This is a genomic window from Brucepastera parasyntrophica, assembly GCF_022376835.1.
In the GTDB taxonomy this organism is placed as follows: domain Bacteria; phylum Spirochaetota; class Spirochaetia; order Treponematales; family Treponemataceae; genus Brucepastera; species Brucepastera parasyntrophica.
This window is the reverse complement of record NZ_CP084606.1, coordinates 2,462,068-2,483,566: the sequence shown is the minus strand read 5'-3', so window position 1 is coordinate 2,483,566 and position 21,499 is coordinate 2,462,068. Positions and strand designations below refer to the sequence as shown.

General features: G+C 46.7%; 21 protein-coding genes and 1 pseudogene. 8 read left to right on the top strand and 14 right to left on the bottom strand.

Features of this window, described 5'->3' with window-relative positions; genetic code table 11:
* Positions 1-69: 69 nt before the first annotated feature.
* From K7I13_RS16005 to purE, 6 genes are all read right to left on the bottom strand, one after another.
* Positions 70-204, bottom strand: coding sequence for a hypothetical protein (locus tag K7I13_RS16005; RefSeq protein ID WP_500789615.1), 135 nt, complete (start codon positions 202-204; stop codon positions 70-72).
* A complete protein-coding gene (gene purM, locus K7I13_RS11805; RefSeq protein WP_500789614.1) occupies positions 150-1,082 on the bottom strand; it encodes a phosphoribosylformylglycinamidine cyclo-ligase in 933 nt (310 codons plus the stop codon). Before purM ends, K7I13_RS16005 begins: the two co-directional genes overlap by 55 nt.
* Before the next feature lie 84 nt (positions 1,083-1,166).
* Positions 1,167-1,868 (bottom strand): amidophosphoribosyltransferase, encoded by a 702-nt coding sequence (locus K7I13_RS16000; protein ID WP_369413672.1) that lies wholly within the window; start codon positions 1,866-1,868, stop codon positions 1,167-1,169.
* 119 nt (positions 1,869-1,987) lie between these two features.
* Positions 1,988-2,473: a hypothetical protein gene (locus K7I13_RS15995; RefSeq protein WP_369413671.1), complete on the bottom strand. Its 486-nt coding sequence runs from the start codon at positions 2,471-2,473 to the stop codon at positions 1,988-1,990.
* Positions 2,474-2,893: 420 nt separating this feature from the next.
* Complete coding sequence (gene purC / locus K7I13_RS11795; protein ID WP_369413670.1) at positions 2,894-3,634, bottom strand: phosphoribosylaminoimidazolesuccinocarboxamide synthase; 741 nt, start codon at positions 3,632-3,634, stop codon at positions 2,894-2,896.
* A gap of 235 nt (positions 3,635-3,869) precedes the next feature.
* Positions 3,870-4,307, bottom strand: a complete 438-nt coding sequence (gene purE / locus K7I13_RS11790; RefSeq protein ID WP_500789613.1) for a 5-(carboxyamino)imidazole ribonucleotide mutase — start codon at positions 4,305-4,307, stop codon at positions 3,870-3,872.
* A 289-nt stretch (positions 4,308-4,596) separates the two neighbouring features.
* Between purE and K7I13_RS11785 the strand changes: the two genes are divergently transcribed.
* From K7I13_RS11785 to K7I13_RS11775, 3 genes are all read left to right on the top strand, one after another.
* Positions 4,597-5,247 (top strand): hypothetical protein, encoded by a 651-nt coding sequence (locus K7I13_RS11785; protein WP_255945904.1) that lies wholly within the window; start codon positions 4,597-4,599, stop codon positions 5,245-5,247.
* Positions 5,248-5,416: 169 nt separating this feature from the next.
* A complete protein-coding gene (locus K7I13_RS11780; RefSeq protein ID WP_255945902.1) occupies positions 5,417-6,688 on the top strand; it encodes a [Fe-Fe] hydrogenase large subunit C-terminal domain-containing protein in 1,272 nt (423 codons plus the stop codon).
* Positions 6,661-7,539, top strand: a complete 879-nt coding sequence (locus K7I13_RS11775) for a methyl-accepting chemotaxis protein (RefSeq protein ID WP_255945900.1) — start codon at positions 6,661-6,663, stop codon at positions 7,537-7,539. Before K7I13_RS11780 ends, K7I13_RS11775 begins: the two co-directional genes overlap by 28 nt.
* Before the next feature lie 148 nt (positions 7,540-7,687).
* On the opposite strand, the gene K7I13_RS11770 is transcribed toward K7I13_RS11775, so the two are convergent.
* The 6 genes from K7I13_RS11770 to K7I13_RS11745 all read right to left on the bottom strand — a co-directional run bounded on the left by K7I13_RS11770 (position 7,688) and on the right by K7I13_RS11745 (position 14,111).
* Positions 7,688-9,049, bottom strand: coding sequence for an MATE family efflux transporter (locus K7I13_RS11770; protein WP_255945898.1), 1,362 nt, complete (start codon positions 9,047-9,049; stop codon positions 7,688-7,690).
* 416 nt (positions 9,050-9,465) lie between these two features.
* Positions 9,466-10,008, bottom strand: a complete 543-nt coding sequence (locus K7I13_RS11765) for a GrpB family protein (protein WP_255945896.1) — start codon at positions 10,006-10,008, stop codon at positions 9,466-9,468.
* Between the two features lie 13 nt (positions 10,009-10,021).
* Positions 10,022-10,840: a GGDEF domain-containing protein gene (locus tag K7I13_RS11760; RefSeq protein ID WP_255945894.1), complete on the bottom strand. Its 819-nt coding sequence runs from the start codon at positions 10,838-10,840 to the stop codon at positions 10,022-10,024.
* A gap of 178 nt (positions 10,841-11,018) precedes the next feature.
* A complete protein-coding gene (locus tag K7I13_RS11755; RefSeq protein WP_255945892.1) occupies positions 11,019-11,222 on the bottom strand; it encodes a heavy-metal-associated domain-containing protein in 204 nt (67 codons plus the stop codon).
* Positions 11,219-13,543, bottom strand: a complete 2,325-nt coding sequence (locus tag K7I13_RS11750) for a heavy metal translocating P-type ATPase (RefSeq protein WP_255945890.1) — start codon at positions 13,541-13,543, stop codon at positions 11,219-11,221. Before K7I13_RS11750 ends, K7I13_RS11755 begins: the two co-directional genes overlap by 4 nt.
* Positions 13,544-13,682: 139 nt before the next feature.
* Positions 13,683-14,111 carry a GNAT family N-acetyltransferase gene (locus K7I13_RS11745; protein WP_439647440.1) on the bottom strand — a complete coding sequence of 143 codons (429 nt, stop codon included), beginning with the start codon at positions 14,109-14,111 and terminating at the stop codon, positions 13,683-13,685.
* Between the two features lie 533 nt (positions 14,112-14,644).
* Between K7I13_RS11745 and K7I13_RS11740 the strand changes: the two genes are divergently transcribed.
* The 5 genes and pseudogenes from K7I13_RS11740 to K7I13_RS15715 all read left to right on the top strand — a co-directional run bounded on the left by K7I13_RS11740 (position 14,645) and on the right by K7I13_RS15715 (position 20,621).
* Positions 14,645-15,322, top strand: a complete 678-nt coding sequence (locus K7I13_RS11740; RefSeq protein WP_255945888.1) for a PLDc N-terminal domain-containing protein — start codon at positions 14,645-14,647, stop codon at positions 15,320-15,322.
* Positions 15,250-16,158: a phospholipase D-like domain-containing protein gene (locus K7I13_RS11735; protein WP_255945886.1), complete on the top strand. Its 909-nt coding sequence runs from the start codon at positions 15,250-15,252 to the stop codon at positions 16,156-16,158. Before K7I13_RS11740 ends, K7I13_RS11735 begins: the two co-directional genes overlap by 73 nt.
* Positions 16,159-16,271: 113 nt before the next feature.
* Positions 16,272-18,062 carry a diphosphate--fructose-6-phosphate 1-phosphotransferase gene (locus K7I13_RS11730; protein ID WP_255945884.1) on the top strand — a complete coding sequence of 597 codons (1,791 nt, stop codon included), beginning with the start codon at positions 16,272-16,274 and terminating at the stop codon, positions 18,060-18,062.
* A 206-nt stretch (positions 18,063-18,268) separates the two neighbouring features.
* Positions 18,269-18,652 (top strand): bacteriohemerythrin, encoded by a 384-nt coding sequence (locus K7I13_RS11725; protein ID WP_439647439.1) that lies wholly within the window; start codon positions 18,269-18,271, stop codon positions 18,650-18,652.
* Between the two features lie 302 nt (positions 18,653-18,954).
* Positions 18,955-20,621: pseudogene (locus K7I13_RS15715) on the top strand (amidohydrolase).
* A 90-nt stretch (positions 20,622-20,711) separates the two neighbouring features.
* Here the strand turns inward: K7I13_RS15715 and K7I13_RS11710 are convergent.
* On the bottom strand, positions 20,712-21,032 hold the full coding sequence (locus tag K7I13_RS11710) for a PIN domain-containing protein (protein ID WP_255945878.1): 321 nt from the start codon (positions 21,030-21,032) through the stop codon (positions 20,712-20,714).
* Between the two features lie 76 nt (positions 21,033-21,108).
* Positions 21,109-21,303: a type II toxin-antitoxin system VapB family antitoxin gene (locus K7I13_RS11705; protein WP_255945876.1), complete on the bottom strand. Its 195-nt coding sequence runs from the start codon at positions 21,301-21,303 to the stop codon at positions 21,109-21,111.
* Positions 21,304-21,499 lie beyond the last annotated feature (196 nt).

Sequence of the window (21,499 nt, the reverse complement as noted above, 5' to 3'; positions counted from 1 at the left end):
CACTACTCCGCCATTGCACCGCTCAGCAGATTGCAGGATAGGACCCGCCGTCCGCGAAGGGTATATTCATCAATAAAAATATATATCTTCTGTTCCTGTTCCGACATATCCGATTTCATATGCCGGAAAACCGGAATCATTCAAAAACTTCATCGCAGTCTGAACATCGTCTTTGCTGACAGCCAGTATAAATCCAATGCCCATATTAAACGTATTGAACATCCGGTCAGGGTCAGCCCCCGACGGACCAGTTCAGCGAAAATCGCGGGAACCGGCCAGCTTTCCTTTTTTATAAAGGAAGCGAGCTTTTGCTCTTCACCGGCACGGGCATACATCCGCGGAATATTTTCATAAAAGCCTCCTCCGGTAATATGCACCATCCCGTGAATGGAAATGTTCTGCAGCAGGCCAAGTACGGGTTTTACATAAATCCGCGTAGGGATCAGGAGTTCTTCGCCGATAGGAATACCATTAAACGGCTCTGACAAATCAGGCACCAGTTTTCTCACAAGGCTGAATCCGTTTGAATGGACTCCGCTTGAAGCAAGACCGATAAGCGCGTCGCCTTCCCTTATTTTCGAACCGTCAATGATCGCCGCTTTTTCCGCGACACCGACAGCGAACCCCGCTATATCATATTTTCCTTCATCATAGAAACCGGGCATTTCCGCGGTTTCACCGCCGAGCAATGCGGCACCGGCCTGAAGACAGCCTTCGGAAACGCCCCGGACAAGGTCGCCCGCAACAGAGGCGTCAAGTTTGCCGCAGGCAATATAGTCAAGGAAAAAAAGAGGCTTCGCTCCCTGGCATAAAATGTCATTTACGCACATGGCGACACAGTCAATTCCCACCGTATCATAGCGGTTCATTTGAAAAGCTATATCCAGTTTGGTCCCTACCCCGTCGGTCCCGGATACAAGCACCGGTTCCCTGTATCCTTCAGGCAGCTGAAACATTCCGGAAAAACTCCCGAGTCCGCTCAGGACGCCGGGAATGGCTGTCCGTTTTGCGCTTTCCTTATAGTTTTGCACGGCCCGGTATCCTTCCTCAACATCAACACCAGCCTGACGGTAATCTATCATTTTGAACCCCTTATCATGCGGAACAGAAAACACAGGGAAACAGTTCCCCGGTTATTGTATACTCCTTGAAGTTACATTATCTGACTACAAAGACCTCTTTCCTACTTCGCCGATCATTGATATAGGATATTCTCCAAGAAAACATCCCTGACAGTATCTGCAATTTGTTGAATTCGACGCCACCGTGCTTCCGTTTTTAGAGGCATGCTGATGGGAATGCAGTTCCCTGGTCTGATCATCTTCATATTCGCAGGACTGGAGGGCTTCTATCATGCCTTCCATTGAAATAAAGGCCAGCGAATCGGCCCCTACCGAAGCACATATCTCATCACTATCATGTTTTGATGAAATGAGGTCGGCGCGCGCGGGCGTGTCTATGCCGAAATAACAGGGATAACGGACAGGAGGAGACGAAATACGGAAATGCACTTCCTTCGCGCCTGCCTTCCGCAGAATCTGTATAAGCCGGCGGATAGTTGTACCCCTGACAATGGAGTCATCAATAATTATTACCCGCTTGCCGTGTACATCGCTTTTCAGGGCATTCAGCTTCACAAATACCATTTGCTCCCGCTCTTCCTGACTGGGCGCGATAAAGGTCCTTCCGATGTATTTGTTTTTGACAATTCCCATTGCATAGGGAATTCCTGAGGCTTTTGAATAACCCATGGCCGCGCCCAGCCCGGAATCCGGAACACCGATAACAACATCGGCAACAACTCCCGATTCCCTTGCAAGAACCTCGCCCATTTTTATCCTGGCTTCCTGTACGCCGATCCCGTCCATAATTGAATCCGGCCGGGCAAAATATACATACTCGAAAATACAGGTCTTTTTTGCCGTTTTTTCACCGAACTTAAAGGAGAGAACGCCGTCATCATTAATGATAACAATTTCGCCCGGCGCTATATCGCGGACAAGTTCCCCGCCGATCGCATCAATCGCGCAGGATTCACTGGAAAGAATCCAGCCGTTCGGAACCTTGCCCAGGCACAGGGGCGGATCCCGTTGGGATCGCGGATTCCTATCAGTGTTTTTTCAGTCATAACACAGAGCGCGAAAGAGCCTTTAATAAGCTGAATGGTATCGGTGATCGCCCGGTCCAGCCCTTTTTTATAATTTTTTGCTATCAGCTTTATGATAACTTCGGAATCGCTGCTCGAAGTAAAGGTCGAGCCCGTTTCCTCCAGAAACTCCTTCATAGGTTCCGCATTGACCAGGCTGCCGTTATGGGAGACGGCCAGAGTCCCGAGCTTTGAGCGCGAAACAAAGGGCTGGGCATTATCAATGCTTGCCTTGCCTGAAGTAGAATACAGCACGTGGCCTATTGCGATATGTCCTTTCAGCGCGGTAAGGTTTTCCTTGTTGAACACATCACCTACAAGGCCCATGTCCTTATGATGCTCAATGTTCTCCCCATCCGATACCGCTATGCCGGTACTTTCCTGTCCCCTGTGCTGCAGAGACTGGAGAGCGTAGTAGGCCAGTTTCGAGGCGCTGTCATCATGATCAGAGAGATAAATCCCTATAACCCGCAGGATTCTTTGAGCTTATCGTCCTCCGCGGTAAAATTATTCATCATACACCACTTTATTTTGTGCAAATACCGGAAATTCCGGTGTTACACAGGATAAACGGTGTCCGGCCAGTCAAGCAGGAGAGGACACCGCAGCCTGTCAAAAATTATCATGGAATAACAGTGTAACAAAACAGTTATTCCGCCAAGCCGTTTTATACCCAAAACGTTTACCGAAAATGAATCAATCCGGTTTCAGAACCGAAAAGATTCTGAAACCGGCCCAGCAAAAAAATTATTTTGAAATACGGTTAAAAATTTCGATATACGCTTCTTTTATATTGCCAAGGTCCCGCCGGAAGCGGTCCTTGTCGAGTTTTTCATTTGTTTTAGCGTCCCAGAACCGGCAGGTGTCCGGGGAGATTTCATCAGCAAGAATAATCTTACCGTCAGAAGTTTTTCCGAATTCAAGTTTGAAATCAATAAGCCGGATACCCCGCTGCGCAAAAAATTCGGACAGGATTTTGTTTATTTTTTCCGTCTGCGCGTAAATTTCCTTCAATTCCTTCCATGTTGCGGCCCCGATTGCGACCGCGTGGTAATCATTTATCAGGGGATCGCCGAGGGCATCGTCCTTATAGGAAATTTCAAAGATGGTTGTTTTAAGTTCCGAACCTTCGGGAACCGCCAGACGCTTGGAAAAACTGCCGGCGGCGACATTTCTGACAATGACTTCCAGGGGAATAATGGATACTTTTTTACAGAGCATCTCCCTGTCGGAAAGCTTTGCTACAAAATGGGATTTAACGCCCTTTTTTGCCAAAAGTTCGAACAAGCCGGACGCAATATTATTGTTCAGAACGCCCTTTGATTCTATCTGGCCTTTTTTTTCTCCGTTAAAGGCCGTGGCGTCGTCCTTATAATCAATAATTACAAGATCGGGATAATTAGTCGCAAATATTTTCTTTGCCTTACCCTCATACAGCTGGTCACCCTTTACCAGCCCCTTGATCACAGCTTCCGTTTTTTTATCCATAGTAAAAACCTCTTTTTTAAACCGCGCGGCGGCTTAAGTTGAAACCTTGCTCCAGTATAATTGCTTTACCTGTTTTATTCCACTGACCGTTGAGCTTCTTTCAAAACTCGGTTAGTTTTAAAAGAAGCTTTTCAAAGAAAAATCTATTTCGTTATATCTGATAGAAATCGATTTTTTTGCTACGTCTAAGGTCGCAATTTCAAAAGTTTCTCAGTTTTGAAATTGCCTCCGTTTTCTATGCCAGGACAAAAGGTCCCATATTGGCCCGCACATCATCCTGCAGTTTCTGCCGGAAGTCCAGAAGTTTTTCCCTGAGTCCGGGATATTTAACCGCGAGAATTTCGACGGCGAGATAGGCCGCGTTCGCGGCATTATTCATGCCGACCGCGGCAACCGGTATCTGCTTGGGCATCTGTACGACGGACAGAAGGGAATCGAAACCGGCGACCGAACCGCCGTCAATCGGAACGCCTATTACCGGCAGGACCGTAAGGGATGCCACAACTCCGGGCAGCGCGGCTGAGAGACCCGCACCCGCGATAAAAACCTCTGTCCCATTTTTTTCAGCCGCCCGGACGGTTTCCGCAAGCAGTTCCCCCGCGCGGTGCGCCGATATAACATAGGATTCATTTTCCACGCCGAATTCAGTAAGCACGGCAGCAGCTTTTTTCATTATATCTGTATCTGATTTTGATCCGAAAAAAATTGTGACTTTCATAAGTGAATATATCATAAATACGGATAAGCTTTCAAGATACCTTTCCCGGGCGGCATTTCCCGGATTTTCCGCATATAAGGTTTTCCGCCCGGAAAATCAGGTTTCAAGGGCCGGAATAATGCGGGTTTCCGGGGGTTTCAGCGTAAATAAATAATTTTTTGTTATATATACGGGTTCTTGTATCTTTTCACCGGGGGAATTGTTACATTGATAAATAATTCCACAGAAAAATTGAGGGTGGTAAATGAACAACGAACAGCTTTCCTTAGGTAACTTGCAAAAAGTGGATGTTTTGAGTCTTGAACATTTTCAACAGACTATTCCTGACTGGGACACGGCAAAAAACAGGATTTTTCCTTTTTTCGAGCCGGTTGATACTGAAGCTGCTTCAAGGGGAGATATCGTTCCCCTGAACTTTGCCTCACCGCTTTCACAGCTGATGTCAAGTTCGCTGAAAATGAGCCTGGCCCTTTTTTACGGCGGTTCGGTCATTCCCCTGTCCCAGGCCCTGATCCAGGAATGGTCCATAAACCTCGCCACCATCCGCCTTGCGATGGATACCAACATGGCAAAGCTGGCTTCCTCAGGACGCTTTCAGTCCCACACGAGAGGAGATATTTCTTATTACAGCGTCCATTCCGGGATTTCCCCGCTTAATTCGATTTTACCCTTTTACACGCCTTTCCAGGAAACCTGCGCCGCTCTTTTCGGCTCTCCCTTTTATTTTACAGTGCCGGAAAGAAGAACCGTCATTCTCTTTGACCGGGAAGGCATAATGCATTATCAGAAACTTTTCAAGGATGATATCTATCTGACCTATGAAACCTCGACACACCCGCTCTCCACCGAGATTTTTGAAGTGTCCGAGTCGGGAGTTTTACCGGTTTTCAGATAAACACAGGCTTTTTATACACTGTAAATGAATCTTTTCATGGACTTGTTTGAAAAAACATGTATATACTGGTATAGTAATTATACACCTCTTTTTGCTGCACTTTATTGAGAAAATCTCCGAAATTATGTATATATGTTGTATAACAATCTCTATGACAAAGGAATAATTTATGGGAACAAAAGCCGAATCGACTTCTCTCATTCCGGTTATTAATATTGATTCAGAAAAATGCGTCAACTGTCACACCTGCATATCGGTCTGTCCGGTTAAATACTGTATAGACGGTTCCGGAGAGAAAGTAACGATAAATCATGATCTGTGCATAGGCTGCGGGAACTGCATTGAAGCCTGCACGCACGATGCCAGATCCATCCTTGATGATACCGAAGAATTTCTTGACGCCCTGGCCCAAAAAGAACCCCTTATCGCTATTGCGGCCCCGGCAATTGTCGCGAGCTTTCCCGGACAGTATAAACGGCTGCTGGGCTGGCTGAAAAAACAGGGGGTTGAGGCCTGTTTTGACGTAAGTTTCGGCGCCGAACTGACCATAAAGTCCTATCTTGAATATATAAAACAGATTGACCCGAAAATGGTCATCTCCCAGCCCTGTCCGGCAATTGTTACATATATCGAACTGTACCAGCCGGAGCTTCTCCCCTATCTTATCCCCATGGACAGCCCGATGCTGCATACCATAAAGATGATAAAGGCCTTCTATCCGCAGTACAGCAAACATCGGATTGTGGCCCTGTCGCCCTGTGTGGCCAAACGCAGGGAATTTTCGGAAACCGGCGTCGACGTTCTTAACGTGACCTATAAATCACTCGATTCGCTGCTGAAGCTGAGAAATGTTAACCTTGCCTCGGAGCCCGAAGCTGAATTCGATAATCCCGAAGCCGAACGCGCCGCCCTGTTTTCCATTCCGGGCGGCCTCATGCGGACGGCGATGAGGGACCTTCCCGGCATTGATTCACGGACCCGCAAAATAGAAGGAACGGACATTATTTACAAATACTTTGAGGGCCTGCCGAAGTCTGTCAAGGAAAATATAAATCCGCTCCTTATCGACTGCCTGAACTGCGAGCTTGGCTGCAACGGAGGCCCCGGAACCCTGAAAGAAGGTAAATCGGCCGATGAGCTTGAGTATCCCGTTGAAAAGGTCAGTCTGGAACATGAAAAACATTACGGAGGCGCCAAAATGTCCCGGGAAAAAGCCCATAAAAAAATGGGAAAGGTCCTTTCCGAATACTGGAGGCCGAATCTGTACCGCAGGAATTATGTCAACAGATCAGGGAATTATATGCTGAAACAGCCTACGGACAGCCAGATTTCCCAGATATACCAGACAATGCTGAAAACAAAAAAGAGGATGAACTTGACTGCGCGTCCTGCGGATACCGAAGCTGCCGGGGTATGGCGGTTGCCATTTTTAACGGACTGAACAGAAAGGAACACTGTCACGTATATACGGAGCATGTGCTTGAACAGGAGCAGAATGTCATTATAGATTCCTCTCTCCAGCTCGGAAATTCCATCAATTCAGCCGCCGGTCTTGTTTCTTCCGTCCAGAACGATCTGAAGGAACTGCAGGCCCAGAGCGAGGCCCAGTTCGCCGCGGTCAGCCAGTCGGCGGCTTCAGTGGAAGAGATTATAGCGTCCCTTTCCAATGCCTCCCGTATTGCTTCGAGCAAGCGCGTTCAGATTGACAGGCTCGCCCAAACCGCCGCCACGGGTGAACGGGAAATGACCAATGTTATGTCAGCCATGGAAACCATGTCAAAAGATGTTTCAAATATCGGCGGAATGCTTTCCATTATTCATGATGTCGCGGCCAAAACAAACCTGCTCGCGATGAACGCTTCGATAGAAGCCGCCCACGCGGGTTCTGCGGGAAGGAGTTTTGCTGTAGTCGCCCAGGAAATCCGGAAGCTCGCCGAAACCACCGATAAAAACGCGGGAAGTATTACGGGTTCACTCGATATGCTGGTCAAGCAGATAAAGGCATCCGGAGACAAAACAATTCAGACAGGAGGAGACATAAAGGCAATGTCCGAAGATGTTTCCGAAATGGCAAATGAAATGTCCGCGCTTATAAATTCCCTTGATGAAATTTCCCTGGGAGGCTCGGAAGTTGCGGAGGCCATTTCCTATCTGAGGGAAATATCGTCAAAGGTCAAGGATTTTTACGATTCCATGTTTACAGGCGTTACACATATCTTCAGCAAGATAAATGAAATAGAAAAAATCTCGAACAATACCCGCACTACAATTGAAGCCTTTGCCAAGGAATAGATCAAAATGAATTATCGGCGAAAGCGGAGGGAGACCGGCCGCTTTTGCCGGCTATTCAGACAAATGGTTCGTTAGTTTAAATACTTGAACGATACCCCTGTTTTCTTTGTCATTTTTCAACGGCAAAGAAAACAGGGACGGATATAGTCTAAACCTGCCAAACCATTTTGGCGGAAACTGCTTTCTCCTTGTTCAGGTTTTTTGTGTAATAAGCCATCAGGGTAACCACACCAATCGCTACCAGCAGTTCAGTCAGGGGCATGGCGAACCACATGGCGTCGCCGCCAAATACCATCGGCAGAACAAAAATAAGGACACCGCTTACAATGAAGCCCCGGGATATGGACACAGCGAAGGAGGCTCCCGGTTTGAGAAGGCTCTGGAAATAGTATGCGGAAAAAACGTTAAGCGGCATCAGAATAAAGGACAGGCAGTAGCGCCGGATAATGACCGGCGCAATGGCGAGTACGCTTTCTGTCGGCGTCATAAACAGGCGGATAAACCCGTTGGGGAAAGCAAGCGTCACTGCGGTCCATGCAATACTGAAAAAGGCCACTGTCCGCAGGGCGTATTTCAGGGTTTCCCTAATACGCTCCCACTGTTTCGCGCCGTAATTGATGGACAATATCGGCTGAGCCGCCTGTCCCACACTGTAGGCGCAGCACTGGACTATCGTACTGATATTGACAATAATGCCGTACACCGAGAGCGCGTCCGTACCGGCATAACGGAGGATTTGCCGGTTGAACAGCATGGTCAGAATCCCCATTGCTATGTCGACAAAGAAGGTAGAAAAGCCGGTTACAGCAATGAGCCGGGACTTCCGGATAAGGCTGTTTGGTTTTACGAGCTTTAGCGTATTCTTTTTGCTTTTGAAGTGGGTCAGCATAATGAGCAGAGAAACCGTGCCGCCAATCGCGGTGGCCAGGCCTGCTCCGAAGATTCCCATGTCCAATGTGAATGTAAAGAAAACGTCGCCAATGGCGTTCAGAATGCCAGTGGTAAGCACCGCCGCGGTAGCAAGGCCCGGGTTATTGTCGTTTCGCAAAAAGGCGGCCAGCATCTGGTTGAAGATGAAAACCGGCACAACGTATTTCAGGGGTTTCAGATAATCCAGCGCGAGGGGAAGCAGGGTCTCTTCCGCGCCGAACAGCATGAGCAGTTCTTTATCAAAGAACATGACCAGCAGCCAGCTTATCATGGCCAGAATAGAAGTACCGATGAGCGCAGTGGTAAAAAGCGAATTGGCGGTGCCGTCATTTTTTGACGCGTTACCTTTGACCGAGCTGTACAGGACCGATCCGCCGATGCCGGTCAGCAAACCGAGGCTATAGATGATGTTCCATACGGGGGCTACTATTGCCAGAGCCGCGGTGCCGTTCGGCCCTTCATACTGGCCCACAACGACCATGTCCACAATGCTGTAGATTGAGCTGATCAGGGCGCTGCCAAACGCGGCGGACAGATATTTGAAGTAGAGCGGCCGTATTTTTTTTTGCAGCAATTCCATGTAAAAATCCTCCTTTAAACATAAAAAAAGCCGGACAAGGTACAGGAATTTCACCTGTCACCTTATCCGGCTTATCATTTCATTGAATGATTTGCCTCCGAGTGAGCAAAATGTAATATAGTTTATGTTTGCCGGAAAGTCAATAATTTATTCTGAATACAGCTGCCAAAATATCATTTTATATACCCTGTCTGAAACGGTTTTGAATCTTTTTTCAAAGAGTTCCAAAGGAAATTGCCGGCTCCTCCGGCACTCACTGTTTCCGCATAACCGCTGTTACGGGATAAAAACCTACACATACCATTGTGTAGGTTTTTACACAATGGTATGTGTAAAAACCACGCAAAGCCGAACAAATACGGGCCGGGTAATACAACGCGGGTCATCCCGGTATGGCAGGTATTGCGAACGTCTGTCTAATACTCATACTTCTTTTCGCGCAGGGCAAGCTGCTCTATTTTTTCAAAAAAGTCAGGGTATTGGGCCGCCTTCAGATCGGCGTATTTCTTTTTGTCATCATTTCCGCATTCTTCTATTATTTTCTTTTTTATCATGTAATACTCGGCAAAGGCGTCAGGATGGACGCTGAGATAATCGCGGAACAGAATATGGCGCCGCAGTTCAGGACTGTCCGCCGGGCAGACATAGAGGTTATGGGCTATCCTATCGAGGACTTCATGGCATACTGTTCCGCCTCTGCGGAAAGCTTCCCGGCCGCTTATGCCGAGATCGCCTTCGTGAAGGTAGCCGAGCGATTCCAGTTCTTTTTTTATTACCGGAAAATCACTTGTGGCTTTTATAATGATATCAATATCAATGACAGGCTTTGCGCACATGTTTTTGACGGCGGTACTGCCGACATGTTCAATTCCGGTATACGCACCCGTATTTTCTTCAAGAACTTCTTTTATTTCCCTGAACCGGCAGGGCCAGTCAGGATTATAGTCGGTAATTACCATGCCGGACAGGGGATCATTTTTTCATGGATTCGGCGCTGATAATAGTGTTTTTCCCCTCCAGCTTTGCCTTGTACAGCGCCTGGTCGGCGGCTTTTATGAGATTTTCTATATCAAGCGCGCACCCGGGAAAGGTGGCGGTCCCGGCTGAAAATGTAATATGGTTTTTGTCAAAAACAGGACTTTCGCTTGATGTTTTCTGAATCCGGGAAGCAAGGCTGGTCACCCCGTCCGAGCCGGTTTCGGGGAGAATAATGAGAAACTCCTCTCCGCCGTATCTGCAGACAATGTCTTCCTCCCGCACGCAGTTTTTCATTATCAGGGACAGCTCCTTGAGGACAATATCTCCGAACTGGTGTCCGCGGGTATCGTTTATTTTTTTGAAATCGTCTATGTCAAGGATGCATACGGACAGCTCTTTATTGTGTCTGCTGCAGCGGAAAAATTCCTTTTTCAGGATCAGGTCCATATATCTGCGGTTAAAAGTTTCCGTCAGGCTGTCAATCATGGCAAGCTGTTCGGTTTGTTTGAAAACGTGAATTTCAATAAGCATCGGAGAGGTCATGATATGGTTAATGTTGGTAAAGTAATCGACAAGTGCGAGATGTATTCCTATATCCCTGCCGAGGGCGTTTTTCAGGTCCTGGGCATTTGCCGCTATCATTTTGCAGTGTTCGATCGCATCTTCCTCTGTAAATTCCAGATGTACAAAAGATTCGAGAAGCTGGGCAAAGGAAATTTCCGGCGAAAAAACAAGGTGCTGGTTATAATAAGGCTCGCCTTCTATCAGCTGGTACATTTCCGCGCGCAATTTGGCCAATTCTCTTTCCGTCATATCCGGTTCCTTTTAAATAAGCAAAAAAGGCGTATGCAGCGATTATGGGCATACCCATGATAAAACAGTCCCTGCATTTAAAAGTATAAGTTCTTTTAGGGGGGTTGTCGAGTAAACTTGGGAGCTTTTTTTAAAATTTCCGCGCAGAACGGAAAAAACATGCGGCCGATGCAGGTCCTTATTCGGCCAGGGTGAATCCCGCTTCGGATATTGCGGAAGCCAGTTCCGCAGAAGCTATATCCCGCCCGGATGTTATGGACGCGGAGCCGGAATCGAGGTTAACCGAAACCTTGGTAACACCTGGTATATTTTTCAGGGCATTTTCCACACGCTTAACACAGTGGCCGCAGCTCATTCCGCTGACCTGTATTGTCTTTGTCATTTGAGACTCCTTTTTTTGAAAAAATTAAGCCGCAGCGCATTCAGCACTACCGATATTGAACTGAGACTCATTGCCGCCGCGGCAAACATGGGATTCAGTGTCCATCCGAAAAACGGGAAAAAAACACCGGCCGCAAGGGGAATGCCGAGAGAATTATAAATGAGGGCCCAGAAGAGGTTCTGTTTAATGTTTCTTATTACCGCTTTTCCGAGCTGGAGCGCGGTAACAGCATCACGGAGATCACTCCGGACAAGAATTATGTCGGCGGAACCGATGGCAATATCGGTCCCGGCGCCTATTGCGATGCCAATATCCGCCGAAGCCAGGGCAGGCGCGTCATTTATTCCATCGCCGATCATGGCGGTCTTTTTCCCGTCTGCGCGTATCCGCATAACTTCTTTTGCCTTATCTTCGGGGAGCAGGTTTGCGAACACACGGTCTATTCCCGTTTCCCTGCGGATTGCTTCGGCTGTACGTTCGTTGTCGCCGGTCAGCATAACAACTTCAATATTCATTTTGTGCAGGTCCGAAACCGCTTCCGCGCTTCCTTCCTTTATGGGGTCCGCTACGGCGATTATGCCTATAAGAGCGCCCTTATCGCCGGATTTTTCCGCAGGTTTTCCGGCAAAGAAAGCTGTCTTTCCCGAATCGTTCAAATCATGTATCGCGGCGGCAAAGGCCGCGGTGTCTATTCCGCGCTGTTCCATAAACTGTATGTTGCCGGCGATATATACGGTTCCATTAACCGTACCCTCTATGCCAAGTCCCGGGTTTGCCTTAAAACCGGTAACCGGAAACAGCTCCAGCTTTTCTTTTTCCGCCGCCGAGATAATAGCTGAGGCCAGGGGGTGTTCGGAGGCCTTTTCAACTGACGCGGCAATTGCCAGGAGATCAGAACGGGAGACGCCTTCCGCCGGAAGGACATCCGTTACTTCGGGCTTCCCGGCGGTAATGGTTCCCGTTTTATCAAGTATAACGGTATTGACGGAATGGGCCGTTTCAAGAGCTTCAGCGTTTTTTATAAGGATGCCGTTCTGGGCCCCTTTGCCGGTACCGACCATAATCGCGGTGGGGGTCGCGAGGCCGAGCGCACAGGGGCAGGAAATGACCAGGACTGAAACGGCGGTTGAAAGTATAAAGGAAACGGATTCGCCCCGGATAAGCCAGAACAGGGCGGCCCCGAGAGCGATGAGTATAACGGCAGGAACAAAATAGCTGCTGATCCGGTCGGCCATCCGGGAAATGGGGGCCTTTGAAGCGGAGGCTTCTTCGACAAGGCTGATAATCCTTGCTATGGTCGTATCGTCGCCTACCCGGTCAGCCCGGAAAGTAAAACTCCCGGTCAGATTTGTCGTGGCGCTCCAGACCTGACTTCCGGTCAGTTTTTCAGCGGGCATGCTTTCGCCTGTTATCGCCGACTCATCAATAGAAGAACTCCCTTCTATAATTGTGCCGTCAACAGGAATCTGCTGTCCGGGCCTGATTATAATGGTGTCTCCGATCCGGATCTGTCCGACAGGGACCTGTATTTCTTTTCCGTCTTTCAGGATCATGGCGCTTTGCGGCCTGAGTTTTACCAGTTTTGTTATAGCATCGGAAGTTTTATTTTTTGCCCTGGACTCGAGAGTTTTCCCCAGTGTAATCAGGGACAGGATCACCGCGGCGGATTCAAAATACAGATCCATTGCGTACCGGTTAACCATTTCAGGATCATTATGTCCGAGACCGTAACCTATGGCGAATATTGCGGCTATTCCGTATACGGTTGCCGCGGCTGAACCAATCGCTATGAGAGAGTCCATATTCGGAACAGCGCGGAAAAGATTCTTAAAGCCTTTTATAAAGTAAACTCTGTTCACATACAAAACAGGAAGCAGGAGAAGAAACTGGGAAAAAGCAAAAATGAGGGAATTTTCCGTGCCATGAAATATCGGCGGGAGCGGCCAGCCGGACATATGCCCCATCGCTATATAAAAAAGAGGCAGCGTAAAGGCAAAAGAAACAATGAGTCTTGTTTTCATCTGCTTTACTTCGGTATTAGCAGCGCTCGGGGATTGTTTTTCATCCGCGGATTCCTTTCCGGCGGCGGAAGTATTTGTATTCCCGGAAGTCTGCAGAGAAGCTCCATACCCCGCTTTTTCCACTGCGGAAATAATTCCGGCGGCATCAAGCAGTGAATCGTTATATTGAACAGTCATGCTGTTTGTCAGTAAATTGACGGAAACCTGCTCGACACCTTCCAGTTTTGCAACTGATTTTTCAACAAAAGAGGAACAGGCTGAACAAGTCATTCCGGTTACAGCAAATTTCTGGTTTTCCATTGTTATCCCTATCTTACTTTCATGGTACGGCCTGTGCGGTTAAAGGTCAAGCCCCATTTATACCAAACCATGTATAAGGCTTTTTTGAAAAGACACCGCCCGGCAAAAGCCCGGGTTATGATGCATTTGGACTGCCGGTCTATATCCGTATATTTTCGTTCCATTCTTCATACAGAAGGCCGTATTTCAGTTCATCATAAATTATATTGCCCCTGGGACGGCTTCGGCGTATGGTGCCTTCTTTTTTCATTCCAAGCTTTTTCATAACTTTTTCCGAAGCCTTGTTTTCGAGCTGACAGCGCGCGTTTATTTTTTTAACATGATGGGTATTAAAGCAGAGTGAAACAAGTTTTGCGGCGGCCTCTGTCGCATAGCCCGCGCCCCAATTCTCGTCAATGAGAAAATATTCTATTTCAGCGGCAAACGGTTTTTGATGATAAAATTCAAGTTCATAACCGGCAAATCCGATCAGGTTCTGCTTGTCTTCCCTGCTGAAAACAAGGAAGGGATACATGACAGGATTGTTTCCGGAACTTTCAGCAAGGATGGTGTCAAAATACTCCCGCATTTCTTTTTCTGTTTGTATTATATCCCGGTAAAAAACTTCATGATTTTTTCATCGGTAAAAATCCGTGCCGCAGGGGAATAATCAGACGGCTCCATTTTCCGGAGCAAAAGCCTTTGCGTGTAATACATACATATCCTTTTAATCAGAAATCCGGTTTTTTGTTCTTCAGTATACCATATATTCTGCCGCCCGAAAAACCGGCGGGATAAAAAACCTGCTATAATAAAATATACAGCGCGCGGGCCATCAGGAAAAGCCTCAGGAGGGGTTTGCCGCGGAAAACGGCCGGGGGATGTGCGGGGAAACCTGCCGGTACGTATGCCGGCAACGATTACACTCTTCCGTTTTACCCCCCTATCTTTTTCACGAAGCAATAGCTATATTATAAATATGTAAGAATTCCGGAATTTTCCGGAGCAGGTCTTTTTCCGGTCCGGCGAAATTTTTCAAAAGCGGGCCGGTTTCGGCAAATCCAAAAATGTTGTTGTTTTTGTTTCAAATCGGGGTATTATTATATAAATGAGGGGCGTCACATGAATATAGCCGGGATCCTTTTAATAGCTGGTTATTTTCTCAATTTTGTATTCATTATCTTCATTTTATTTTTTGAGCAGGGTGACTCCGCCCGGCGGTTCAGCTGGCTTATGGCGATTGCCTTTATTCCTATCGCCGGAATATTCCTTTATATACTTTTTTCGGGGAATTTCTTTACCCGGAATAAACGCATGGTTGACGCTATCAATCAGGTAAACGGCTATTACAGCACGATCCTGCCCACACAAAAGGAAGAAATTTTTGCGGCATTCAAAACCGATGACGGCAAATACTTCAAGGATTGGGCATCCCTTATCCGCCTGAATCTGCTGTACGGAAAAAGCCCGCTCAAGGAAGATAACACCGTATTCTTTTTCAAATCCGGGGAAGAAAAATATCAGGCCCTGTTTGCCGAACTTGAAAAAGCGCAAAAAACAATTTTTCTTTCATATTTTATTATCAAAAAAGATGTGACCGGAAAACGGCTGATTGAAATCCTGACAAAGAAGGCGGAGGAAGGCGTCAAAATACGGTTGCTGTACGATCATGTAGGATCCCTGTTTACTTCCAGGACTCTCTTTACCCCCTTAAAAAGGCGGGAGGAATGGTCCATACTTTTTATCCGGTTTCTCTCATCAATCCTTTTTCAATCAATTACAGAAACCACCGCAAAATAGTAGTAATAGATCATTGCATCGGTTATTTCGGTGGAATAAATATCGGCGATGAATACGCAAACGCAGACCAAAAACAGAAATACCGGCACTGGCGGGACACCCATATCAGAGTTACCGGTCCTACAGTGCAGTTTCTTGAAAAACAATTTCTGGTCGACTGGTATACATCTTCCACAAAGAACCAGAAACTTCTGGAGGAAATAGGCAGCGATACTACAAAGCAGCAGCTGGAGTGCTATAATACGGATAATAATGCTTCGTATCTTCCGCTCCGGACCAAAACAGAGAACGTCCCTGTCCAGCTTATTTCAGCCGGGCCGGACGAGCCGAAAGACGATGTGATACGGGACGCGCTTGTCCACACAATTTCCCGCGCAAAAAAGTCGGTCTATATTGAATCACCCTATTTTACACCGGACACGGTATTTTTCAGCACGTTAAAAATTGCCGCTCTTTCAGGCGTCGATGTTCAGGTGGTAATTCCGGGCGATTGGGACAAATGGTATGTAAAAAAAGCGGCCATGCCCTATATCAGGGACCTGCAGGCCTATGGTGTAAAATTCTGGTTTTATCCCGGATTCATACACGCAAAAATGTTTATCGTTGACGAAACAATTGTAACGATAGGTTCCACAAATGTCGACAACAGAAGTTTTTCCCTGCATTTTGAACTTAACGCTTTTTTCTATTCAAAGGAATTCTGCCGAAAATGTGTCGATATGTTTTTTGACGACAGAAATATTTCCGAACCTGTTACCGCAGACTATTTCAAATATGTTTCAATTTTCCGGTACGCGTCATGGAATTTCTGCAAACTGTTCGCGCCCCTGATGTAAACGTCAAACCGGCCTGTTCTTCCGGTATGGTAATCTTGATTCACTGTGGCGATTACGTTATCATGTTTGTATATTAATTTGTAATATGTCAATTATACATTCAGGAGACAGCTATGACCCTATCAGCTCTGCAGGCCGCCCGGTATACATATCAGCCGAAAATGCCTGCCATTCTTTCGGAAAAACTTGCGAACATTAAAATTGAAGAGGGAAAACCGACCCAGTCGATTGCCAACCAGGACGAACTGAAAAAAATCTTTAAGAACACGTACGGGAAACCTTCGGTAACTTTTGTGAAGGGAAAAAATCCTTCGGTAAACAAGCTGCTGCGGGTAGGCGTTATTCTTTCCGGCGGTCAGGCTCCCGGAGGACATAACGTTATCGCGGGATTATTTGACGGAATAAAAAAAGGAAACGCGGCTTCGAAGCTGTATGGTTTTCTCGGCGGGCCTTCCGGACTTGTCGAAGGAAAATATGTTGAAATAACAAATAAGTTAATTGATGCGTACCGCAATACTGGCGGATTTGACATAATAGGATCAGGCCGTACAAAAATCGAAACACCGCAGCAAATTGCGGCTTCTGTCGAAACGGCTAAAAAAATGAAACTCGATGCCGTTGTAATTATCGGCGGAGACGATTCAAACACAAACGCGGCCCTTCTGGCCGAGCATTTTGTCGCGGGCAATCTGAAAACCCAGGTTATCGGTATCCCGAAAACAATCGACGGGGACCTGAAAAATAATGTGATTGAAACATCCTTTGGTTTCGATACGGCAACAAAAACATATTCCGAGCTTATCGGTAATATCGAACGCGACGCAAACAGCGCAAAAAAATACTGGCACTTTATAAAAGTCATGGGCCGGTCCGCAAGTCACATCGCGCTTGAATGCGCGCTCCAGACACAGCCGAACATCTGTCTGATCTCCGAAGAAATTGAAGCTAAGAAAATGACGCTCCGGCAGATAACCGATTACATCGCGGATATCATTGCCCGGCGCGCCGCTAATAATGAAAATTTCGGCGTTATTATTATTCCTGAAGGGCTGGTGGAATTTGTTCCTGAAATGAAAAAACTGATAGCCGAACTTAATGATCTTATGGCGGTCAAGGCGGCTGAATTTAACAAGCTGGCGGATTTTAACGCCCAGTCAGCCTGGCTCGGAAAAAATCTTTCGAAGCCGGCAGCGGCGGCATTCAATACTCTGCCCGCGGACATAGCAAAGCAGTTTCTGATGGACCGCGACCCCCACGGAAATGTGCAGGTTTCCCGGATTGAAACGGAAAAACTGCTCATCACACTGGTAGACGCAAAACTGAAAGCAATGAAAAAAGGCGGAAAATATAAAGGGTCTTTCAGCGCTTATAACCACTTTTTCGGCTATGAGGGACGCTGCGCATTTCCGTCAAACTTTGATTCCGACTACTGTTACGCGCTGGGGTTCAGCGCATTTATCCTCATTGTAAACGGCCTTACCGGATATCTTTCTTCCGTACGTAACCTGACGGCGCCCGCAAAAGAATGGATCGCGGGAGGGATACCGCTCACTATGATGATGAATATGGAACAGCGCCACGGTTCCCAGAAACCGGTAATCCGGAAAGCTCTGGTTGAACTTGACGGAAAGCCTTTTAAAACCTTTGAGAAAAAGAGAGAGGAATGGGCCGTTAAAACCAGCTATACTGTTCCCGGAGCCATCCAGTATTACGGCCCGGACGAAGTATGTAATCAGCCGACCAAAACCCTGATTATCGAAAGGGGAATGCCAAAGGCTGCGGTTCCGAAAAAAGCGCCCGCGAAAGACGCGCCCGGAAAACAGACCGCCGCAAAAAAAGCCCCGGCAAAAACAGCGGCTAAGCCCGCGGCGCCCAAAAACAGCGCGGCCAAGACAAAAAAATAATTTTTTCACTCCTGAGAAGAGGCGGCGGGATTTGAAGAAGGCTTCATTTCCGCCGCCTTTTTTTTATTTCATACGCCGCCCTGAAAGCCGCCGCAAAAAATAATTGTAACACCGCAGGCCATATACGAAAAAACTTTCTCTTGCCCCGGAACAATATGTGGTATACAATATGAAACATGGACAATGTATTTGTTTGGGATGATGCTTTGGCAACAGGCTTTAATGATGTGGATCTTCAGCATAAGAAACTGATTCTTATTATTGAAGATATTCATAAAACAATAGAATCTCCGCCGGATGAGTACGTGCTCAGGATTTCAAAGGATCTGAAAAAGCTGACCGACTATACGCTGTATCACTTTGGGGAAGAAGAAGAACTGATGAAGCAGTATCACTACCCCGACTATGAAGCACACAAAAAACAGCACGAAGCCTTTATATCAGAGGTCCAAAACCAGATCAAGACACTTTCCGATACCGACCGCCAAAAACGCATGCATTTTTACCTCTTCCTCGGAAAATGGCTGATAAACCATATTGCGGGTTCCGATCAGGCCTGGGCCGAGTATATCAAGACCCAGAAACCATAACCGGAAGAACTTGACAGTATTTCCGGCAGCCAGCACTCCTGAAATCACAGCCGGAATATTGAACAGTTCCTTTCGGTATCCCGGCGGCCTTTTGCTTCTTTCCATAAAAAATTACAGAATGTTTTTATCAGGCGGTTTATGTTATATGGATATAAACAGAAATATCCGCTTACGGCAGAACAGAATATGCTGCTAACCGGTCTTCTGTCCGGTTTCCATGCGTGCATGCTGGGCTCTGCTGAAAAATTTGTTTATTTTAAAAATGGTATATATATTTTTGCTTCAGGAATCAAGGAGGAGAAATGAAAAAAAACATACTGTTCTGTGGGTTGGTACTAGCTGCGGTCTGCCTTTGCGGGTGTAAAAACTCAGACACCGGTGTTTCAATTTATTACAACGGCGATATACTCACAATGTCAGAACCTTTGTATGCGGAAGCGGTCAGGGTCGAAAACGGTGTTATTACCAGTGTCGGGACTTCGGCAGAATTATTGAAGACGAAAAACAAAAATGTCCGGCTGGTCGATCTGAAGGGAAAAACCCTTATGCCCGGATTCATAGACGCCCACAGCCATCTTATCCAGTTTGCCCAAAGCCTTTCTTCCGTTGACTTAAGCAGCGCGAAAAACTTTGATGATATTGTACAGTTGATAAAAAAATATATAGATGAAATAAAACCCGAACCGGGAACCGTTATAACCGGCTCGGGTTATGACCATAATTTTCTTGATGAAAAAAAACATCCGGATAAAACAGTCCTGGACAAGGCCTCAACAGATTACCCGATTATTATTGCTCATGCGTCCGGTCATATGGGCGTGGTCAATTCAAAAGCCCTGGAACTGATGGGAATCAACAAGGATACTCCTGATGTAGAGGGCGGAATAATTGCCCGCGATGATACCGGAAACCCTACGGGATATCTGGAAGAAAAAGCATTTATGAATTATTCCATGGCGGCTGTCAAACCGCCCGCGATGGATGAAATGATTAAACTGGTGGACAAGGCCTCGGATATTTATCTGAGCTACGGAACAACCACAGTCCAGGAAGCGTTAATGGGCGACATGGAATTCGGCGTCCTTAACACTATGGCTGGACAGAACAGGCTCAAGGTTGATGTAATCGGTTTTGTGGATTTAAAGAACGCCAAGCATATCGCAGATGAAAACAAAAATCTGATCGGTTCCTATACAAACCGATTTAAAATAGGCGGATATAAAATTTTTCTGGACGGTTCCCCCAGGGGAAAACGGCCTGGCTTACAAAACCTTATGAAAACAGCGGCGATTACCGGGGCTATCCAATTTACACGGATGAAGAAGTAGTTCATTTTGTCGGGACAGCCCTGCAGGAAAAAATGCAGATGCAGGCGCACTGCAACGGAGATGCCGCGTCAGACCAGCTTATCAATTCTTTTAAAAAGGTTCTTGCCGAAACCGGCCAGGCCGATACATACCGCTCTGTAATGATCCATTGCCAAACAGCGCGGAGGGACCAGTATACAGAGATGGCGGCAATAAATATGATTCCTTCCATTTTTGTTTCCCATGTATATTATTGGGGAGACGTTCATCTGAAAAATCTCGGCTGGGACAGGGCGTCGGAAATCAGCGCGTCCCGGTCCGCCCTGGATAACAGCCTGCCTTTTACCTATCATGAGGACGCGCCGGTCATCCGGCCGAACAACCTCGAAAGCGTCTGGTGCGGGGTAAACAGAATAACCAGAAGCGGAGTCCAGCTGGGCGAATATCAGAAAATTGATATACTGAACGCGTTAAAAGCAGTTACCGTGAACGCCGCCTACCAGAACAATGAAGAATCCAGCAAGGGGACTATCGAAAAAGGAAAGAAGGCAGACTTTGTCATCCTGTCCGGCAATCCCCTGAAAACGGACCCAATGAACATCAGGGATATAGAAGTGCTGGAAACCATAAAAGATGATGTTGTCCTGTATACCAAAGAATGATTAAGGCCGCCTCTCCGGCGAGGCGGCGCTGTTCACTTATATCAGAATAGAATAATAACTTCTGTTACATTCATTTATGAATAGCATTTACTATTTGAACAGTTTCAGTTTTCCGGCCGAAGCGATATCAAGAAAATCACGGTTCCTGTGAAACAGATACATGTCATCAAGGATAGCATAGGCTGCTGTCAGGCATGTCAGGGGATTCTTAATGATGATGTTCTTTTTTCTCAGCGTCCGGTAAAGTCCGGCGGCGCAGTCTGAAGCTTCCATTGTTCCTGCCTGCGCCGTTGGAAAACTCATCAGAATATTTTTAATTTCTCCGAATACAGTGTCATCGCGGATACCCTGAAGTATTTCCTGATAAATGCCCGGACAGATATATAAATCATAATTTTTTTCTATAAGCATTTGCAACCTGCCGGATTCTTCCGATTTTTTAGCGTTAAAAAATCGGCCCATATCGAGGTGTCAACCAGAATTTTTTTCACCGCTTTGTCCTTTTTTCCGACGGGGCGCCTTCCCAGATATTTTTGCCTTTAAAGTTAAGCATTTCCTTTCTGGTGCTTGCCCGGACATATTCCTCCAGGGCCATATTAACTACCGCCTTTTTTGTATTAAGCCCGCTGATACTCATTGCCTCTTTCAGAATCTTTTCATCAAGATCAATATTTGTTCTCACAACATGCCCCCATACACATTTTTGGTAATTATTATACACAAACAACCCGCTGTCAATCTTTTTTCCGGATCCCGGCAAGGTACAGGACGCTCTTTTTATATGCCGGTACAATCCGGTTTTATATTTATACAGAAGGTATACACCTGAAAAACGGTTTTTATGTGTATAGTATGAAAATCACTTATACACATAAAAA

Bases quoted from the DNA above. Each gene is read 5' to 3' on its own strand.
- K7I13_RS11730 (WP_255945884.1), top strand. From the start codon at position 16,272: ATGACCCTATCAGCTCTGCAGGCCGCCCGGTATACATATCAGCCGAAA.
- K7I13_RS11710 (WP_255945878.1), bottom strand. From the start codon at position 21,032: ATGCTTATAGAAAAAAATTATGATTTATATATCTGTCCGGGCATTTAT.
- K7I13_RS11745 (WP_439647440.1), bottom strand. From the start codon at position 14,111: ATGCGGGAGTATTTTGACACCATCCTTGCTGAAAGTTCCGGAAACAAT.
- K7I13_RS15995 (WP_369413671.1), bottom strand. From the start codon at position 2,473: ATGGGCCTTGTAGGTGATGTGTTCAACAAGGAAAACCTTACCGCGCTG.
- K7I13_RS11735 (WP_255945886.1), top strand. From the start codon at position 15,250: ATGGTCCATACTTTTTATCCGGTTTCTCTCATCAATCCTTTTTCAATC.
- K7I13_RS16000 (WP_369413672.1), bottom strand. From the start codon at position 1,868: ATGGACGGGATCGGCGTACAGGAAGCCAGGATAAAAATGGGCGAGGTT.
- K7I13_RS11770 (WP_255945898.1), bottom strand. From the start codon at position 9,049: ATGGAATTGCTGCAAAAAAAAATACGGCCGCTCTACTTCAAATATCTG.
- purM (WP_500789614.1), bottom strand. From the start codon at position 1,082: ATGATAGATTACCGTCAGGCTGGTGTTGATGTTGAGGAAGGATACCGG.
- K7I13_RS11775 (WP_255945900.1), top strand. From the start codon at position 6,661: ATGGCGGTTGCCATTTTTAACGGACTGAACAGAAAGGAACACTGTCAC.
- purE (WP_500789613.1), bottom strand. From the start codon at position 4,307: ATGAAAAAAGCTGCTGCCGTGCTTACTGAATTCGGCGTGGAAAATGAA.
- K7I13_RS11785 (WP_255945904.1), top strand. From the start codon at position 4,597: ATGAACAACGAACAGCTTTCCTTAGGTAACTTGCAAAAAGTGGATGTT.
- K7I13_RS11780 (WP_255945902.1), top strand. From the start codon at position 5,417: ATGGGAACAAAAGCCGAATCGACTTCTCTCATTCCGGTTATTAATATT.
- K7I13_RS11760 (WP_255945894.1), bottom strand. From the start codon at position 10,840: ATGACGGAAAGAGAATTGGCCAAATTGCGCGCGGAAATGTACCAGCTG.
- purC (WP_369413670.1), bottom strand. From the start codon at position 3,634: ATGGATAAAAAAACGGAAGCTGTGATCAAGGGGCTGGTAAAGGGTGAC.
- K7I13_RS11755 (WP_255945892.1), bottom strand. From the start codon at position 11,222: ATGACAAAGACAATACAGGTCAGCGGAATGAGCTGCGGCCACTGTGTT.
- K7I13_RS11740 (WP_255945888.1), top strand. From the start codon at position 14,645: ATGAATATAGCCGGGATCCTTTTAATAGCTGGTTATTTTCTCAATTTT.
- K7I13_RS16005 (WP_500789615.1), bottom strand. From the start codon at position 204: ATGGGCATTGGATTTATACTGGCTGTCAGCAAAGACGATGTTCAGACT.
- K7I13_RS11750 (WP_255945890.1), bottom strand. From the start codon at position 13,543: ATGGAAAACCAGAAATTTGCTGTAACCGGAATGACTTGTTCAGCCTGT.
- K7I13_RS11765 (WP_255945896.1), bottom strand. From the start codon at position 10,008: ATGGTAATTACCGACTATAATCCTGACTGGCCCTGCCGGTTCAGGGAA.